The organism is Veillonella parvula, assembly GCF_002005185.1.
Lineage (GTDB): Bacteria > Bacillota > Negativicutes > Veillonellales > Veillonellaceae > Veillonella > Veillonella parvula_M.
On sequence record NZ_CP019721.1, the window covers coordinates 1135013 to 1151354 of the forward strand.

Sequence of the window (16342 nt, forward strand, 5' to 3'; positions counted from 1 at the left end):
TATGAAATCTTTGAAAGTATTGGCTTGTGCAGCTTGCCTAATGGGTACTGTATCTGGCGTAGGTTTTGCTAAGGATGTACAAACAATTGCAGGATCCATGGTAGTGCCTAATAATGTAAATATTGTTTCTGCGTCTAAAACAAATACACGTGATTTTGTAGAGAAACAAATGCAACAGAATCCCTCAAAATCTACGATGGCGAATATGATGGCAAAGGAATTTTTCCAAAACTTTGGTACTAATTTTGATATATACCAATTGCAAGGGGCAGATAAAACTGGTCAAAAAGATGCATTCGTAGTGGCTGTAGATGTTAAACAAATAGCGCAACAAGTGGCTAAAGAAAAGGCTAATGACCCTATGTTTATAGCGGCAATGGCCGCTCTTGATAAAGGTCAAATTGATCCTGTAACAGAGCAACTTCTATTAGGAACAATAAATAAACAGATTCCCACTAGCACAACAGTAGTTCCTTTGAATGGACCTATTAATGTGTCTAGTCGTGATTCCCAAAAAGCAACGATTATGCCTAAAACACTTAAAACTCTAACCGTAGAAAATGCAGAACAAGTACATCCGGTGGCTGGTACAAAATATCAAACATATGCAGCAAGCTCTCGCTTGTTATATGCAGATGGAAATGTACAAACTCCACTCTATGCAAATGCTGCATTTGTGTTGAAGCCAGGAAAACCAGTGTTGTATGTAGGTATAACAACTGATGTACAACGTGATTATTTCAAACCAATATTTGATAATGCATTTAAATCAATTAAATAATTGGTTATATACGTACTTTTGTGTAATATGTGATATATTGAGGTAAGTCATATATATCGAGGCATCAACATGAGTTTCGCACCTTAAATATAGTCATATTAATTTATATTTATTTATAAAAGGAGATTTATCATGAAAACAATTTCTACAGACAAAGCACCAGCAGCAGTAGGCCCTTACTCTCAAGCTAAAGTTATTGGCGGTTTATTATTTGCTTCTGGTCAAATTCCACTCAATCCTGCAACTGGTACAGTTGTTGAAGGGGGCATTGTAGAGCAAACTGAACAAGTATGCAAAAATATTGAAGCCGTATTGACTGAAGCTGGTACAGACTTTTCCAAGGTTGTTAAAACAACTTGCTTCTTAGCTGATATTGGTGATTTCAAAGCATTTAATGAAGTGTATGCTAAATATTTCACTTCTAAACCAGCTCGTTCATGTGTAGCAGTAAAAGACCTTCCATTAGGCGTTATTGTAGAAGTGGAAATTATTGCGGAAGTATAAGATGGATTATGTTTCTTTGTTACAGTCAGAGATGCGTCCTGCCTTCGGTTGTACTGAGCCAATTGCATTGGCTTATGCGGCTGCGAAGGCAGTCTCTGTTTTAGATGAATTTCCTAACCGTATTCACGCAAGATGCAGCGCGAATATTATTAAAAATGTAAAATCTGTAGTCATTCCAAATTCTGGGGGACGAAAAGGACTAACGGCGGCTGCTACACTGGGTGCTATTGTAGGTCATCCAGAGCGTGAACTAGAGGTATTAGAATCTGCTACAGACGAAGATCGCAAATGGCTTGGCACATTGCTTGATGCTAACTTCTGTAACGTTTCACTTGCTGAAGGCGTAGATAATCTATATATAGAAATCACTGCAGAAACAGATGAACATACAGCGGTTGTTCGCATTGAAAATGACCATACGAATGTAACATATGTATCAGTAGATGGCGAGATTGTCTCTGAAACAGTCAATGAAATTAAGAAAGCGGCCAAAACAGAATATGCCATGACCTTCGATAGCATTTACGAATTTGCTTTAACAGGTGATATTTCTGGTATCCTACCTCAAATTAAACAGCAAGTTGAGTATAATACTGCAATTTCTAAGGAAGGTCTGTCCAATGATTATGGATCTAATATTGGACAATTGTTATTGTTAGATGAAGAAAATCCATCTCTCGAAACGAAATGTAAGGCTCGTGCCGCAGCTGGCTCTGATGCGCGTATGAGTGGCTGCCCATTGCCTGTTGTTATTTGCTCTGGCTCTGGTAATCAAGGTTTAACCGTGTCTGTACCAATCATTACGACTGCCGAGGAACTTGGTAAAAGTGAAGATGAATTGTATCGCGCTCTCGTCTTTGCTAACTTGCTAACGCTTTACGTTAAATCTGGTATTGGTAAATTGTCTGCATACTGTGGCGTTGTATCTGCCGGTGTGGTAAGTGTAGCAGGTATTGCCTTCTTGAAGGGTGATAGTAAAGATATAATCGAGAACACTCTTGTAAATGGTCTTGCAAGTTTATCTGGTATCGTATGTGATGGTGCGAAACCATCCTGTGCAGGTAAAATTGCAATTTCCCTTGATGGCGCCTTTATGGGATATAAACAAGCTCGCCTTAACAAAAACTACCAAAAAGGCGATGGACTTGTAGCATACTCCGTTGATGAAACTATCCGCAGTATTGGTGCTGTGGCACAAGGCATGAAAGAAACGGATGTAGTTATATTGAATGAAATGCTAAAACACTAAACTGCAAGTGACGTGGTTAGCTGAATATAAAAAGAACCCTTCGTTGGTCTGTACCTTCAAAAATTGTGTCCAATTTTTGGGGTACAGTTCACGTGAAGGGTTCTTTTTTGTTTATTGTAGTTTTTTAGGATCTTTAAGTATCAATGAAGCCCCAAGACCCACTACTAGGAATGGTACGAGTGTCATCATAGCGGCAGGTAAAGAATAGGTATCCGCAAGGTTACCTACTACAGGTGCGATGATACCGCCGATAGTTTGGCTCACCCCAAGGGTAATACCGGACGCAAAGCCGATGCTTTTAGCAAGGTAGGTTTGGCCTAGTACGATAACGGGGCTGTAGCTAAGAGCTTTAGCAGCGCCAATCATGAGTAGTAACATATAGGCTATAGGCATCATGATAACAGGGGAGAAGGTTGGCACTTCTGTTAATAGGAACATGGCTGGCAACCAAATCAATAGGGATAGTCTAATGATTTTAATGGGACCATATTTGTCGCCTAATAGACCGCCAATATATGTCATGAAGATACCGATACTAAAGAATATGGTTAATGCAAAGCTACCTTGCTCTGGGCTAGTGCCGAGTTCACGAGTCCAGAAGATAGGAATAAATGCATTGATAACGCGGAAGTTTACTGATTGGCTTAGGATGATAATAAACAAGATACCAAAGTATTTCCAGTAATTTTTTAGCGGCTTAGCCACTAGTGTAGGGTTTTCCATAGCTACCGCTTGGTCGATAGTGCGTGCTTGAGTTACTATGCGCGGCATGAGGACGAATAAAACTGTTGAGATGATAAGACCCACTATGGTAAAAGCTGCCAGTCCATGAGGTCCTACTGTATAGGCAATAGAGCCCGCAAAGAGTGGACCGATGGCAAAACCAGAGCTACCACCGATGGCGAAGGTACCCATGGCTTTACCTTTTTTACCACCTCCCAGGCGATTCATGATTTTCGCTCCTTCAGGGTGGAAGATAGAGGAGCCTACACCAGCTAAGGTAGCACAAACAAGCAAGCTTTCATAAGAGGTTACAAAACCCATGGCACCTGTGCTACAAGCTGAGAGCAGAACACCTAAGGCGATTAGCCGTGGCTGATTGATCTTGTCAGAGACATAACCTAATAATGGCTGTAACAATGAAGATAATGCTGTATTGGCTAATATGAGAAAGCCTGCTTGCTCTAAACTAAGTCCATAAGTGTAGATAAATAATGGCAAGAGGGCAGGTAATACACTTTGACAGGAGTCGTTAATCATATGACTCACCGTAATGAGATAAGGGTAATATTTTTTCATAGTAGTGGTCCCTTCGCAAAAAAGCGCTAACCATGGTTAGCGCTTTATATATTTTATATGGCAGAGGAGGAGGGATTTGAACCCCCGCGCCGGTTGCCCGACCTACCGCATTTCGAGTGCGGACCCTTCAGCCTCTTGGGTACTCCTCCGTGTTTTACGGCGCTCTTTAAAAAAGTCTTTCATGATTTGACTACATTCATCACCAAGGACCCCCGATGCTAATTCGGGTTCATGATTTAAACCAGGGTGAGAGAGTACATTGAAAAGAGACTCTACAGCGCCTCCTTTGTAATCACTTGCACCATATACAACACGGTCAATACGACTGTTGATGATGGCTCCAGCGCACATCGGACACGGCTCTATCGTAACATACAGGGTACAACCAGTCAACCGCCAACGCTTGAGTACATCGCATGCTTCGCGGATGACGAGCACCTCTGCATGAGCCGTTGCATCGTGATCTAATTCGCGGCGATTATGGTGGCGTGAAATGATTGTATTGTTTTGAACTAAAATGGCGCCGATAGGAATTTCTCCTAGAGCATAAGCTTTGTGGGCCTCCTTTAGGGCAAAACCCATAAAATATTCATCACGGCTACGCTCATCCATATTTTTAATCTCTATAGGTGTAATGTTCTTTGTCATTCTCATACCTCTTAATGTATAATATCTTACATAAAGTCTATCATAGTGTGCGAAGTTATGCGAATAGATTGTGTGAGGGTATTATGGATATTATTTGGTATATATTTGATATGATTGGCACTATTGCCTTTGCTATCTCCGGAGCACTTGTTGGGGTGGCGCGGAGAATGGATATATTTGGTATGGCTGTATTGGCACTGGCTACGGCAATCGGTGGTGGAATTGTACGTGATGTTCTCTTGGGGTATTTTCCGCCGAATTCGTTACGCAATATTGTATATGTAACTGTGGTTATTTCCGTAACAATTATCGTATTTATTATCTATAACAGCCGTTATCGCAAGCATGCTATGGGCCCTCGTAGCCGAGCAAGCTATTTATTAGCCGATGCAGTCGGGTTGGCATCTTTTACAGTAACCGGAGCATCTGCAGGGTTTAAACTATATCCAGAGTTGCCAATTTTCATTGTTTTATTAGGAACTATTACTGCCGTTGGAGGTGGTATTATCCGAGATATGCTGGCTCAACGGATTCCGTCTGTTTTAAAAGAAGATGTGTATGCTCTGCCTAGTGTTATTGGGGGCATCGTTTATTACTTAATGGTTATTTCTAACTGGGTTGGAGAGGCTGTATATGGTGCTTTTACCGTTGTACTAGTTATCCGTTTACTAGCTATTAAATATAATTGGAGCTTACCCAAAGTGCGCTAAAGCTAAAGGCACTGCATTTGAGAAATAACAGGTAAATGATATAATTATACTATTAAGTATTTCATAAAAGTGTCAGAAAAAAAGAGTATTATATAAGAGTTAATTTTCGAGTCGAGAGTACTCGTGTACACAGAAGGAGATTTGCTTTATGACAAATAAATGGTTGAAAGTAGCTTTAATGGTTACAGCCATTGCTACAGGTACATCCATCAAAATTGATGCAGAAACCGTATTATATGTACCTCAAGATGATCGTCCTGTAAGTTTGCAATATACAGTTGATACAGCTCGTGAGGCGGGTATGACTGTGTTGACACCACCTCAACACTTGATTTCTGGTAAGACCTACCAAGGTCAAGCTGATCAAATTATGGCTTGGGTAGAGCAAAATGCAGGTCGTGCTGATGTTATGGTATTAAGTACAGATACTCTTATTTATGGAGGTCTTGTAGATTCTCGTAAACATAATATTCCTCTTAGCACATTGCAAAATCGCTTGAAACGTATTGAAGGTTTAAAAGCGCGTAATAAAAATGTACGCATCTATGGCTTTGGTACCGTAATGCGTTCCCCACGTGCGAGTGGTGGCGGTACTGAACCGGCCTACTATGCGGAATATGGCCCAACTATCTTCCAAATCGCTGCATTACAAGATAAATTAGATTCTGGCTCTTTAACGCAAGAAGAAACTCAAAAATTGATGAGCCTACAAGCCTCTGTTCCTGTGGAATACTTGCAAGACTGGTTTGATCGCCGTCAAAAAAATATGAAAATCAACAAAGAGTTGATTGATGAAACTCGCAGTGGTGTATTCGACTACTTTGCATTAGGTCATGATGATACATCTCAATTATCTCAATCCGCATTAGAAGGTCGTTACCTCAACAAATATTCCAAGGATATTTCTGTTGAAAAATACGGTAGCTTCCCTGGTGCTGACCAACTTGGTCTCTTGTTGATGGCGCGTTCCCGTACCGATGTGAGCACAGAAAAACCTACATTCTCCGTAATTTATCCACTCGGTGGTGGCGGTAAAACATTGCCAGGTTACGAAGATCAAACGATTGATAAAACAATTGCTCAACACGTTGAGGCCGTAGGTGGCACGATGGTGACACAAGGCAAACCAACTGTATTATTGGCTGTTAATACACCTCTTACTACGAGCACAGGCGAGTCTGAAAACTTCGAAAACTTCCCAATGATCTCTAACTCTACAAATGCTTTCGTAGATCGTATTCAACAAGCTGTTGACTCTGGTGTGAACGTAAGCGTTGCAGATATTGCTTTCAATAATGGTGCAGATAATACATTGGTATCCGCTATGTACAAACGAGATTTGTTGTACAAAATTGGTGCGTATAATGGTTGGAATACAGCAAGTAACACCGTAGGTTACGCTATTGCTCAAGGATTATTGCTTAAATCTATGAGCCCAGAAGGTCATCGTGATATGTTGACGCAACAATATTTGGACAACTGGGCATATCAAGCAAATATCCGAAAAGATATTTATCGTATGCAAGATTCTATCAGAACAGACAATGTTCGTTACTCTGGCGAATTAAATGAACGTCTTGAAAGTTACTTAGGTGAACGCATTCAAGATTTCGCTGAAAAATACCTTAAAATTAATCCTCGTACAGTAAAAGCTACATTCCCATGGGGACGTCTATTTGAAACGGATATCACTGTTTATGACAAACCAGTGGTACCACTTGAAAAAGAATTACGCTTGAAACGAGAAGCTGAAGCAAAAGCTAAGGCTGAAGCAGAAGCTAAGGCTAAGGCAGAAGCGGCTGCTAAAGCAAATGGTCAGGCTGTACCAACACAAGCTGCACAACCTGAAAAAGCTGCAACGCCTCAAACACCTACATCTACACCTCCGGTAGTTAAACAACCAGCTACAGAGTCTCAAGGCCCACGTGTTGTACCAACACCTGCCGCTGCACCTGGTCAATAGTGAATAGGGAATGGCTATGAAAAAAGCGTTTTTACCGGAAATTACTTATATGCGAGGCCTCTGTATGCTCGGTGTTATCGGCATTCATGTAGGATCTTACGCATTGCAAAATCCTTTTGTAAATTTAGAACTCATCAGCGTGTTAGAAATTCTCTCTCGCTTTGGAGTGCCTGCGTTTTTCTTCCTCTCTGCATTTGGCTTGTTTTATCATACTTCGGTAGAGGGACCATTCTCATATAAGGAATTTATGCACCGCCGCATTCAGGTGGTGCTATTTCCATATATTACGTGGTCCATCTTTTACTTGCTATATACAGGGGTGACAGCTCATAATCTTGGCAATTTACACCCAGGGCCGTTGGCGATAAATCTACTCTTTGGTACTTCTATGTATCATTTATATTTTATGGTTATTTTGCTATGGTTCTACGTAATGATGCCATTATGGCGGGCCATGGTGAAAGTCATCTTAAAACGGCCTATATTTTGGATGGTTTTACTATTTGTCATCCAAGTTGGTATCGATTATGTTTCGTCTTACATGCTTGGCCGTTGGGTAACAGAAAATCTAAGTAATCAGCCAGTTCTTAAATATCTTTTTGATATGCGACTCAACTATTGGGTTATTCATTATGTGTGGATTTTCCTTTTAGGTGCCGTATGTGCTGAACGATATGAAATCGTCTGCGAATATATGTGGCGTTATCGTTACCTTTTAGGCATCAGCGCGGTAAGCTCCATATTATTGATGCTTGGCTCCTATTACTATGTCATGGACGTATGGCATTACACTGTGTTAGAAGCAATTTATACGGTACATCAAATGAGTCCGATGGGTGTTCTTTACACTGGTTTGGGAACGATGTTTAGTTTATTCCTATTCCAAACACTACCTATGAATGTGACTATGGAATCCATTTGGTCTGAAATAGGGGATAAGTCCTATGGCATTTATTTAACACATCCGTTCTGGCTGTTAATCATATCTGCTGTGATGGCTAAATACAATCTCTTGTACACGGTGGTCAATGTTCTCGTTATGTATGCTATGGCGTTGGCATTATCCTATTTGACTACGGTAGGTTTCAATTATTTACCTAAGTCTATTCGTAAATTTGTACTGGGGCACTAGTATAATCAGAAAGCTTTTGTTGTATAGAGAGTCCTAATTGGTATTAGTACTTTCGTATCGGCCATAGTATTAACTAGCTCTGTGGTGCTGATTTAGTATTAAAATAATATTTGTTATACATCCGCTAGGATATAGTTTTTAACTATGGTATCCTAGCGGATTTTTGTATATCGAATTAATATCTTTCACAAAGTAAAGTGTGAAAATTTGAAAGTAATTGTGTTATAATAAGTCCATGATGATTACCACTTGATAGAGTAACGAAATAGAAAAAGAGGTGCTCCTATGCAAGAATTAACATATTTTAACGGTGAATTCGTCGAACCAGGTGCTAAAGTTATTAGCATTGATGACCGTGGCTATTTATTTGGCGACTCTGTATATGAAGTTGTTCGCGTTGTAAAAGGCCGTTGTTTCGCTTTGTCTTACCACCAAGATCGTTTGTATCGCTCTATGCGTGAAATGGATATCCCTGTAAAAATGACTCCTGATGATTTGACAGAATTGCACGAAATTTTGATCGAGCAAAGTGAAATCAAAGAGGGCTATATTTATTTACAAATCTCTCGTGGTGTAGCACCACGTCACCATGCTTATGATCGCTCCAAATTAGAACCACAAATGCTTATGTCTATCCGTACCTTGGATTTAGATGAAGTCAATAAATTGGGTGAAGGTGTAAAAGCGATAGCTTTACCTGATGAACGTTGGGATCATGTAGATATTAAGACTACAAATTTGATCCCGAATATCTTGGCACAAACAAAAGCAGAAAAGAAATTTGCTTATACAGCAATCTTGTTCCGTGATGGCATTTGTACAGAAGGCGCCACATCTAATGTGTTTGCTGTTAAGGATGGTATCTTGTACACGCATCCAGCGGATAATCATATCTTAAAAGGTATTACGCGCCAAATGATCTTAACGCGTGTAGCACCATCTTTAGGTATTACCATTATTGAGAAAGAATTCGATCGTAATTTTGTAGATGATGCGGATGAATTATTCTTTACCGATACAATTGGTGGTGTCATCCCAATTACTAAGCTAGACAGAAATTTAGTATCTGGTGGTAAACCAGGTGCCATTACACTTCGTCTACGCGAAGCACTAGAAAAATTGATGGAAGAGGGGCTACCTTGATAGATAAGTTGCTTTCATCAAATGATACACATTTACCTTAAGAAAGGAAATTATTTTGATACAATTAGAACACATTAGTAAAGTCTATGAAGGTGCTACTCGTGTGGAAGCGTTGAAAGATATTAGCCTAAATGTGAAAGAAGGCGAAATCTTTGGCATTATCGGCCAATCCGGTGCCGGTAAATCCACCTTGATTCGTTGCATCAATATGCTCGAAGCACCTACATCTGGCTCTGTTATCGTAAATGGTACAGACTTAACCACACTTAGTAAATCAGCTTTGCGTAAAGCACGCAAAAATATCGGTATGATTTTCCAACATTTTAACCTCTTGTCCTCTCGCACAGTGTATGACAATGTAGCATTTCCGTTGGAATTACAAGGTATGAGTAAGGCTGAAATCAAGGAGCGCATCGAGCCGATCCTTGATATCGTAGGCCTTACAGAGCGTATGAACAACTATCCATCTCAATTATCTGGTGGTCAAAAACAACGTGTTGGTATCGCTCGTGCATTGGCCTCAAATCCAAAAGTTCTCCTTTGTGATGAAGCCACATCTGCCCTTGATCCTCAAACAACAGATTCTATTTTGAAATTGTTGAAAGATATTAACGAAAAGATGGGGCTCACTATTGTGCTCATTACACATGAGATGCATGTTATTCGTGAAATCTGTGATCGCGTGGCAGTTATTGAAGGCGGTGTAATACTCGAAGAAGGTAGTACGGTTGAAGTATTCACACATCCTCGTGAAAATACGACAAAAGAGTTTATTAGCTCTGTAGTGAGTGAAAACTTACCTCCAGAAGCATTGGAACATCTAGAGTTGCATGATCAATGGATTGCAGGAACCGCCCCATTAGTTCGCCTCAAATTTACAGGACAAGCAACAGATGAGCCTGTAGTAGCAGGTCTTGTAAGACGCTTTAATTTAGATGTAAGCATCCTTTTTGGCGGCATTGATTACATCCAAAATACGAGCGTTGGTCGCCTCATCGTTATCTTGAATGGTGACCCAGAAAATGCGCAAGAAGGTTTGGACTACATCAAAACGTTACCAATTGAAAGTGAGGTGATCGGTTATGTCAGAGCAAATCATTAATCTACTCATAACTGGTACCCTTGATACATTGCAAATGACGATAATTTCTACCGTAATGGCAATGTTATTAGGTATTCCTCTTGGTGTTGTTTTGGTTGTTACTTCTAAAGGTCATATCTTGGAAAATGTAGCACTCAATAAAGTATTGGGTGCCATTGTCAATGCAACCCGTTCTGTACCTTTTATCATCTTGATGGTTGCTATCATTCCGTTTACTCGTATGGTGGTAGGTACATCCATCGGTACAACTGCAGCATGTGTGCCGTTGACCATTGCTGCAATTCCGTTTTTGGCACGCCTAGTAGAAACGTCTATTAAGGACATCAATTTTGGCGTTATCGAGGCGGCTCAATCCATGGGGGCAAGCCCATTACAAATCATTTGGAAAGTATTATTACCAGAAGCATTGCCAACAATTATTGACAATGTGACGGTGCTTATCGTCAACCTCATCGGTTACTCTGCGATGGCAGGTGCTATCGGCGGCGGTGGCCTCGGGGATATTGCTATCCGATATGGTTACCAACGTTTCCAAGCCGATATTATGATCGCTACAATCATCATCTTGATTGTATTGGTACAAGTTGTACAAATGATTGGTGATGCTTGGTCTAAAGCGATGAATAAGAAGTAGGAGGATCCTATGAGTATCAATGAAAAATTGAGAAGTCAACAAAATGACGAATTGTTCACCGCCATTTTAACGCTTGAAAATACAGAGGAATGCTATGCATTTTTCGAAGATATCTGTACGATTAACGAATTAAAAGCATTATCTCAACGCTTACAAGTAGCAAAAATGCTTCGCGCAGGGGAGAGCTATGAGAAAATCGTAGAAGAAACGGGTGCGAGTACTGCTACGATTAGTCGTGTAAAGCGCTGTTTAGTATATGGTGCTGATGGTTATACATTGGCTCTCGATCGTCTAGGTGCAAAATAAAATAAACTAGCATGACAACGGTGGCCTTTGGCGACCGTTGATGTGCTATCTGTAGGAGGTTTATTATGGAGTGGCTCATTGCGGTAACAGGTTTACCATTTGATATCCTTATACTCGTTTTACTCGCCGTAGCTGGTGCGTTTGCTGGCTTTGTAGACTCCATTGTGGGCGGCGGAGGCCTCATTTCTGTACCTGCCATGTTATTAACAAATCTTCCACCTAGTGTGGCTCTGGGCAGTAATAAATTATCTAGTATCTTTGGAGCTGGTAGCGCATCCATTACATTTTTGAGAAATCACATGGTTGATTTCTCTCTAGTTCGTAAATTATTGCCTTTTACCTTTGTGGGGTCTATGCTTGGTACATTGGCGGTTGTTTCTTTACCTCCGTTGTATGTAAAGCCTATTATCATCATATTACTTATTTGTGTAACACTTTTTGTGGTGTTCAAAAAAGACTGGGGTGAAATCAATCGTACATCTCAGGTAGCAGGAAAAGCGCTATATATTTGCATGGCTTTTGCTCTTGGTATCGGTATATATGATGGCTTTATAGGACCTGGTACAGGTACGTTTTTGATTATGGGTTTTATCTTTACAGGTTTTGATTTCTTGCATGCTTCTGCTAATGCAAAAATATTGAATTTTACTAGTAATTTGGCGTCTTTATTGGTATTTTTATATTTAGGACACGTCAATGTTAAGTATGGCCTTGCCACTGGGGCGGGTCAAATTATTGGCGCTTATGTAGGATCGCACCTCGCCATTGCAAAAGGCTCATCTTTGGTGCGAGTTGTATTCTTGTCGGTAACGACAGTTATGTTGTTGAAATTAGTCTATGACTATGTTTCAACTTTATAGGAGGGCAAGGTATGCCTCATAAAAGTGATGTACAAGTGGCATTGATCAGTGGTGGTACATCGGGTATTGGATTTGCTACGGCAAAGCTTTTACTCAAAGAAGGTTGGTGTGTAGTCATCAATGGTAGAAATGAAAAAGTTGGTCAAAAGGCTAAAACTAAGCTACGTCGTTATTCATCTAAGGTACAATATATTCAAGGTGATGTATCTAAAATTGAGGATTGTCAGCGAATTGTAAAAGAAACAGTAGATTTGTTTGGTGGAGTGTCTGCTCTTGTAACAGCTGCAGGCTACTATGAAGAAGAGTTGCTAGCTGATGTTACAGAGGCAGCTTTTGATGAAATGTTTGGGACTAATGTAAAAGGTACTGTATTCTTATGTCAAGCGGCGCTTCCCTATTTACGATCATCAAAGGGCAGTATTGTAACAATCGCTAGTGATGCAGGTTTACAAGGTAATGTAGCGTGTTCTGTATATGGTGCATCAAAGGGGGCTGTAGTGAGCTTTACAAAATCTCTATCCCTTGAAATGGCACCTCACAGTGTTCGTGTAAACTGTGTGTGTCCTGGTGATGTAGATACATCATTAGTGGACAAACAGATTGCTAATGCCAATCAAGATGCGGCAGCTGCAAAGGCTGAAATGGGCCAACATTACCCACTAGGTCGCATTGCTAAGCCCCATGAAATTGGCGAAGTAATTGTATTTTTGTTGAGTAATAAGGCTTCTTTTGTGACAGGTGCAGCATGGACAATCGATGGGGGACTCACAAGTTGGTAATATAGAAAATATTAGAAGCTGTTATATATGGATAATTAGAAAAATTCATTTCACTTCTATCAATAGAATGGTATAATAATACTAATAATAAGACCTATAGTTGGTTCACAACAAAGGAGAATACTTATGGCAGAATATAATGGCGTAACACTTGAGCCACTTATGGATGGATCTCAAGATCGTGACTATCAAGTTGAACAATTTATTTTCTGGGGGGCAGGTCGTGCGGCAGCATTGGCATTATCCTCTAAATTCAGCAGTGTCGCTTTGTGCGCCAATGCTACGTACATGGTAACTCGTATTGCTCATCTTTATGACGTAGAATTGCAAGCTGGTGCTGTAGTTGGTTTAGTAGGTGGTCTTAGCACAGCTGTAGGTACAGCTGCAGTATCCCTTCTAATTCCAATTAAAGCTGTTCGCGTTCCTGTAGCTATCGGTTTAACTTATGCTATTGGTAAAATTGCAAATATTTGGATTCAAGATGGTATGCCTTCTGATATCGAACGTTACAAACCGATGGTTGCTGAATTCCTTGAAAATGGTAAAGCTATTGCTTCTGAAATCGTTCGTGATGCAAGTGCTAGTATTCCATTCACTCAAGGTCAACGTGACGTATGGGCTGGGATTGCTAATGAAACAGGTCTTGCTAAAGAATCTTTAAAGCAAGTTTACGAAGAAAAAGTAACACCTGCCATCAATAAATGGAATAATGAAACAAAATATCAAATTCATGATAACGCAGCAGAAGTTGTAGCAAAGGTTTCTGATGCAGCGAAAGAAAAACTTGATTCTGCTAAAGAAGGTATTGAAGTAGCTAAAGAATTCGCAAAAGGTGGTGTAGAAGTAGCAAAAGCTTCTGCACAGGTAGCAGTAGAAACTGCAAAAACTAAAGCTTCTGATGCTGTAGAGACAGCAAAAGATGTTGCTACAAACACTGTTAACACAGCGAAAGATAAAATTGGCGGTTTGCGTAAATAAACGCTGAAGGATTATTATTACTATGAATCCATTTAAGATTATTAAATATGGTAAGTATTTTAGCGAATCAAGATTTTTAGGGTTTCTTGGTCGATATGGTAAGAAACTTGCCTTTGTACAACAAGCAGTAACCTTGTTCCTTTGTTTTCGCGACAAGGACACTCCCAAATATGTAAAAGCGGTCATTGCAGGTGCCTTAGGATATTTGGTATTACCTATTGATATTGTACCGGATACGATTGCTGTATTAGGTTGGGTAGATGATGTGGCAGTACTCGGATTAGCCTTTAAGATTGCGAATCGTTATATCAAAACGAGTCATCAAGAAGAGGCAAAAAAATTCTTTCCATTTGGTAGCAGTCGCTAACTTTTACCATTTTAGGCAGTTTGATCCATAGTGATTGAACTGCCTTTATTTATTTGACACACTAAAGTAATAGATATAGAATAAAAATTGTATACTATTTAAAAAGGACAGAATTTATGCATATTGCTTCAGTAAATGTACGATTTTATGAAACTGATATGATGGGGATTGCTCACCATAGTAATCATTTTAGATGGTTTGAAATGGCGCGCATTGAATTCCTTCGTAAGATCGGTGTCACTTTGTGGGATATGATGAATGAGGATATTGTATTTCCCATCATGAATGTATCTTGCAATTATAAAGAACCTGCGAATTTCGATGATGAACTTCACATCGAAACGTATTTGGTTAAGATGACGAGGGCTCAAATGGTGTTTCGCTATCGCATGCGCCGTGCTAGTGATGGTGCAATACTTGCTACGGGGGAAACTAAGAACGCCTTTATGTCAAAATTAACAGGAAAAATTGTGCGATTAGACGATACTTTCTATCTGCCTATGTTAGCAGCTGTTGAGGAGATGCCGCATGAGTAATGTACAACAATTGCCTATCGGTGTATTTGACTCTGGTGTAGGCGGACTATCTGTGTTAAAGGTATTACAAGAACAATTTCCTAACGAAGATTTTATCTATATCGGTGATAATGCGAATAATCCTGTAGGTAATCGCAGTGATGATGAAATCACTTATTTAGCGTGCCGTATTGCGGAGACGCTAGAAAAGCAGCCTGTTAAGTTGATGGTGATTGCTTGTAACACCTTCACCGTTGTGGCTCTTGATGCGGTACGTGAACTTGTATCTGTGCCAGTTATTGGTGTATCACAAGGTGTAAAAACAGCTATTAATAAAAGTAAAAGCAAGACTATCGGTATTATGGCGACCGTGGCCACTGTAAATAGTCATATTCATAAGCATGTGGCTTTAGAAGTTGATCATGAGGTTTTTGTTTGGGAACAACCTTGTCCAGAGTTGGCGGGGCTTATTGAACAAGGTCATTTAGATGATTACTTTGTTCGTGAAGTATGCAAGGATTATTTAGAACCTTTATTATCTCGAGAAATTGAGGTTGTTGTTTTGGGGTGTACTCATTTTCCATTTGTACAACCTTTACTAGAGGAACTAACATCGTGTCGCATTCAGTTCATTGATCCTGCTTTTGAAACAAGTGAATTGGTTCGTCACAGACTAGAGAGTAAAAATCTTTTCAATCATCAAGATACTGTAGGCACCGTGACATTGTATTTTACAAAGGATGTCGAACTTGGTGATACGTTGAGTGCATCCTTCCTTGATACAAGCCGTCGTACCATTGAACATATTACATTATAAAGGAGATACCCTATGTGGTTTTATAACATCCTCAGTGCAGTAATAGCTATTATTGTGGCTGTTGCAGCTCTGTACTTATTATTCCGTTTGTTTGTGTTGAAACAAGGTAATGAAAATATTGTCTTATTAGCGAAACGGGCAACGAACTTCCAAGTGTCTGATCGTAGTTTTGAGTCCATTACTTTGTTCTGTGATATACCATTTGTAAATAAAGGGCGCCAATTGGGCACAATAATGGACTTATTTCCACGTCCATTATTACCGGAAGAACATTTTGATGCCGTTAAAGTAAATGCTTGGGCTATGGATATTAATCGTCCGCGTCAAGATGGATATTTTGAAGCTATAATTATCAAACCACGCAAAGGTGGCACAATTCGTGTATATGTTACATTAACAGGTAAAACTGGCAATATTCGAGAAGATATTAAGGGATTCCCTTATATGGACATCGATATTTACTACCAAATCGTAGGCCGGACAGACTATCATATTGATAAACAGCGTATTCGTTTGACTGCTGAAGAAGTTCAAGCAGCAATGGTTCAATAAGGA

The 16342-nt window shown here is 39.9% G+C and carries 19 protein-coding genes and 1 tRNA gene; 17 read left to right on the forward strand and 3 right to left on the reverse strand.

Annotation, left to right across the window (positions count from 1 at the left end):
• Position 1: 1 nt before the first annotated feature.
• The 3 genes from B1A77_RS05240 (at position 2) to B1A77_RS05250 (ending at position 2534) form a co-directional block, all read left to right on the forward strand.
• Positions 2 to 781: a hypothetical protein gene (locus tag B1A77_RS05240; RefSeq protein ID WP_021147807.1), complete on the forward strand. Its 780-nt coding sequence runs from the start codon at positions 2 to 4 to the stop codon at positions 779 to 781.
• A gap of 132 nt (positions 782 to 913) precedes the next feature.
• Positions 914 to 1285 carry a RidA family protein gene (locus B1A77_RS05245; RefSeq protein WP_021147808.1) on the forward strand — a complete coding sequence of 124 codons (372 nt, stop codon included), beginning with the start codon at positions 914 to 916 and terminating at the stop codon, positions 1283 to 1285.
• A gap of 1 nt (position 1286) precedes the next feature.
• Entirely contained in the window at positions 1287 to 2534 is a 1248-nt protein-coding gene (locus B1A77_RS05250; RefSeq protein ID WP_077708192.1) for an L-cysteine desulfidase family protein, read from the forward strand.
• A 111-nt stretch (positions 2535 to 2645) separates the two neighbouring features.
• On the opposite strand, the gene B1A77_RS05255 is transcribed toward B1A77_RS05250, so the two are convergent.
• From B1A77_RS05255 to tadA, 3 genes are all read right to left on the reverse strand, one after another.
• Positions 2646 to 3833, reverse strand: coding sequence for an MFS transporter (locus B1A77_RS05255; RefSeq protein WP_012863974.1), 1188 nt, complete (start codon positions 3831 to 3833; stop codon positions 2646 to 2648).
• Between the two features lie 58 nt (positions 3834 to 3891).
• Positions 3892 to 3982, reverse strand: a tRNA-Ser gene (locus B1A77_RS05260).
• The gene (tadA, locus tag B1A77_RS05265) at positions 3936 to 4481 is read right to left on the reverse strand and encodes a tRNA adenosine(34) deaminase TadA (protein ID WP_077708650.1); all 546 of its coding nucleotides are present in this window, start codon (positions 4479 to 4481) and stop codon (positions 3936 to 3938) included. The genes B1A77_RS05260 and tadA overlap by 47 nt, the downstream gene beginning before the upstream one ends.
• 83 nt (positions 4482 to 4564) lie before the next feature.
• On the opposite strand from tadA, the gene B1A77_RS05270 reads away from it, so the two are divergent.
• From B1A77_RS05270 to B1A77_RS05335, 14 genes are all read left to right on the forward strand, one after another.
• Entirely contained in the window at positions 4565 to 5191 is a 627-nt protein-coding gene (locus B1A77_RS05270; protein WP_004693621.1) for a trimeric intracellular cation channel family protein, read from the forward strand.
• A 148-nt stretch (positions 5192 to 5339) separates the two neighbouring features.
• Positions 5340 to 7154: a DUF4127 family protein gene (locus B1A77_RS05275; protein ID WP_077708194.1), complete on the forward strand. Its 1815-nt coding sequence runs from the start codon at positions 5340 to 5342 to the stop codon at positions 7152 to 7154.
• 10 nt (positions 7155 to 7164) lie between these two features.
• Positions 7165 to 8286 (forward strand): acyltransferase, encoded by a 1122-nt coding sequence (locus B1A77_RS05280; RefSeq protein ID WP_077708195.1) that lies wholly within the window; start codon positions 7165 to 7167, stop codon positions 8284 to 8286.
• A 285-nt stretch (positions 8287 to 8571) separates the two neighbouring features.
• Positions 8572 to 9429: an aminotransferase class IV gene (locus B1A77_RS05285; RefSeq protein WP_012863977.1), complete on the forward strand. Its 858-nt coding sequence runs from the start codon at positions 8572 to 8574 to the stop codon at positions 9427 to 9429.
• A 55-nt stretch (positions 9430 to 9484) separates the two neighbouring features.
• Entirely contained in the window at positions 9485 to 10531 is a 1047-nt protein-coding gene (locus B1A77_RS05290; RefSeq protein WP_077708196.1) for a methionine ABC transporter ATP-binding protein, read from the forward strand.
• Entirely contained in the window at positions 10512 to 11165 is a 654-nt protein-coding gene (locus B1A77_RS05295; protein ID WP_004693611.1) for a methionine ABC transporter permease, read from the forward strand. The genes B1A77_RS05290 and B1A77_RS05295 overlap by 20 nt, the downstream gene beginning before the upstream one ends.
• A 9-nt stretch (positions 11166 to 11174) precedes the next feature.
• Positions 11175 to 11471, forward strand: a complete 297-nt coding sequence (locus B1A77_RS05300) for a YerC/YecD family TrpR-related protein (RefSeq protein WP_077708197.1) — start codon at positions 11175 to 11177, stop codon at positions 11469 to 11471.
• A gap of 65 nt (positions 11472 to 11536) precedes the next feature.
• Positions 11537 to 12331 carry a TSUP family transporter gene (locus tag B1A77_RS05305; RefSeq protein ID WP_077708198.1) on the forward strand — a complete coding sequence of 265 codons (795 nt, stop codon included), beginning with the start codon at positions 11537 to 11539 and terminating at the stop codon, positions 12329 to 12331.
• An 11-nt stretch (positions 12332 to 12342) separates the two neighbouring features.
• The gene (locus tag B1A77_RS05310) at positions 12343 to 13110 is read left to right on the forward strand and encodes an SDR family NAD(P)-dependent oxidoreductase (protein WP_021147817.1); all 768 of its coding nucleotides are present in this window, start codon (positions 12343 to 12345) and stop codon (positions 13108 to 13110) included.
• Between the two features lie 126 nt (positions 13111 to 13236).
• On the forward strand, positions 13237 to 14088 hold the full coding sequence (locus tag B1A77_RS05315; RefSeq protein ID WP_077708199.1) for a hypothetical protein: 852 nt from the start codon (positions 13237 to 13239) through the stop codon (positions 14086 to 14088).
• 22 nt (positions 14089 to 14110) lie between these two features.
• Positions 14111 to 14455 carry a YkvA family protein gene (locus B1A77_RS05320; RefSeq protein ID WP_012863982.1) on the forward strand — a complete coding sequence of 115 codons (345 nt, stop codon included), beginning with the start codon at positions 14111 to 14113 and terminating at the stop codon, positions 14453 to 14455.
• Between the two features lie 116 nt (positions 14456 to 14571).
• The gene (locus B1A77_RS05325; RefSeq protein WP_012863983.1) at positions 14572 to 14991 is read left to right on the forward strand and encodes an acyl-CoA thioesterase; all 420 of its coding nucleotides are present in this window, start codon (positions 14572 to 14574) and stop codon (positions 14989 to 14991) included.
• Positions 14984 to 15787, forward strand: a complete 804-nt coding sequence (gene murI, locus B1A77_RS05330; RefSeq protein WP_012863984.1) for a glutamate racemase — start codon at positions 14984 to 14986, stop codon at positions 15785 to 15787. Before B1A77_RS05325 ends, murI begins: the two co-directional genes overlap by 8 nt.
• Positions 15788 to 15799: 12 nt before the next feature.
• Positions 15800 to 16339 (forward strand): hypothetical protein, encoded by a 540-nt coding sequence (locus B1A77_RS05335; protein WP_004693598.1) that lies wholly within the window; start codon positions 15800 to 15802, stop codon positions 16337 to 16339.
• The last annotated feature ends 3 nt before the right edge of the window (positions 16340 to 16342 follow it).

Bases quoted from the DNA above. Each gene is read 5' to 3' on its own strand.
- B1A77_RS05240 (WP_021147807.1), top strand. From the start codon at position 2: ATGAAATCTTTGAAAGTATTGGCTTGTGCAGCTTGCCTAATGGGTACT.
- B1A77_RS05245 (WP_021147808.1), top strand. From the start codon at position 914: ATGAAAACAATTTCTACAGACAAAGCACCAGCAGCAGTAGGCCCTTAC.
- B1A77_RS05250 (WP_077708192.1), top strand. From the start codon at position 1,287: ATGGATTATGTTTCTTTGTTACAGTCAGAGATGCGTCCTGCCTTCGGT.
- B1A77_RS05255 (WP_012863974.1), bottom strand. From the start codon at position 3,833: ATGAAAAAATATTACCCTTATCTCATTACGGTGAGTCATATGATTAAC.
- tadA (WP_077708650.1), bottom strand. From the start codon at position 4,481: ATGACAAAGAACATTACACCTATAGAGATTAAAAATATGGATGAGCGT.
- B1A77_RS05270 (WP_004693621.1), top strand. From the start codon at position 4,565: ATGGATATTATTTGGTATATATTTGATATGATTGGCACTATTGCCTTT.
- B1A77_RS05275 (WP_077708194.1), top strand. From the start codon at position 5,340: ATGACAAATAAATGGTTGAAAGTAGCTTTAATGGTTACAGCCATTGCT.
- B1A77_RS05280 (WP_077708195.1), top strand. From the start codon at position 7,165: ATGGCTATGAAAAAAGCGTTTTTACCGGAAATTACTTATATGCGAGGC.
- B1A77_RS05285 (WP_012863977.1), top strand. From the start codon at position 8,572: ATGCAAGAATTAACATATTTTAACGGTGAATTCGTCGAACCAGGTGCT.
- B1A77_RS05295 (WP_004693611.1), top strand. From the start codon at position 10,512: ATGTCAGAGCAAATCATTAATCTACTCATAACTGGTACCCTTGATACA.
- B1A77_RS05300 (WP_077708197.1), top strand. From the start codon at position 11,175: ATGAGTATCAATGAAAAATTGAGAAGTCAACAAAATGACGAATTGTTC.
- B1A77_RS05305 (WP_077708198.1), top strand. From the start codon at position 11,537: ATGGAGTGGCTCATTGCGGTAACAGGTTTACCATTTGATATCCTTATA.
- B1A77_RS05310 (WP_021147817.1), top strand. From the start codon at position 12,343: ATGCCTCATAAAAGTGATGTACAAGTGGCATTGATCAGTGGTGGTACA.
- B1A77_RS05315 (WP_077708199.1), top strand. From the start codon at position 13,237: ATGGCAGAATATAATGGCGTAACACTTGAGCCACTTATGGATGGATCT.
- B1A77_RS05320 (WP_012863982.1), top strand. From the start codon at position 14,111: ATGAATCCATTTAAGATTATTAAATATGGTAAGTATTTTAGCGAATCA.
- B1A77_RS05325 (WP_012863983.1), top strand. From the start codon at position 14,572: ATGCATATTGCTTCAGTAAATGTACGATTTTATGAAACTGATATGATG.
- murI (WP_012863984.1), top strand. From the start codon at position 14,984: ATGAGTAATGTACAACAATTGCCTATCGGTGTATTTGACTCTGGTGTA.
- B1A77_RS05335 (WP_004693598.1), top strand. From the start codon at position 15,800: ATGTGGTTTTATAACATCCTCAGTGCAGTAATAGCTATTATTGTGGCT.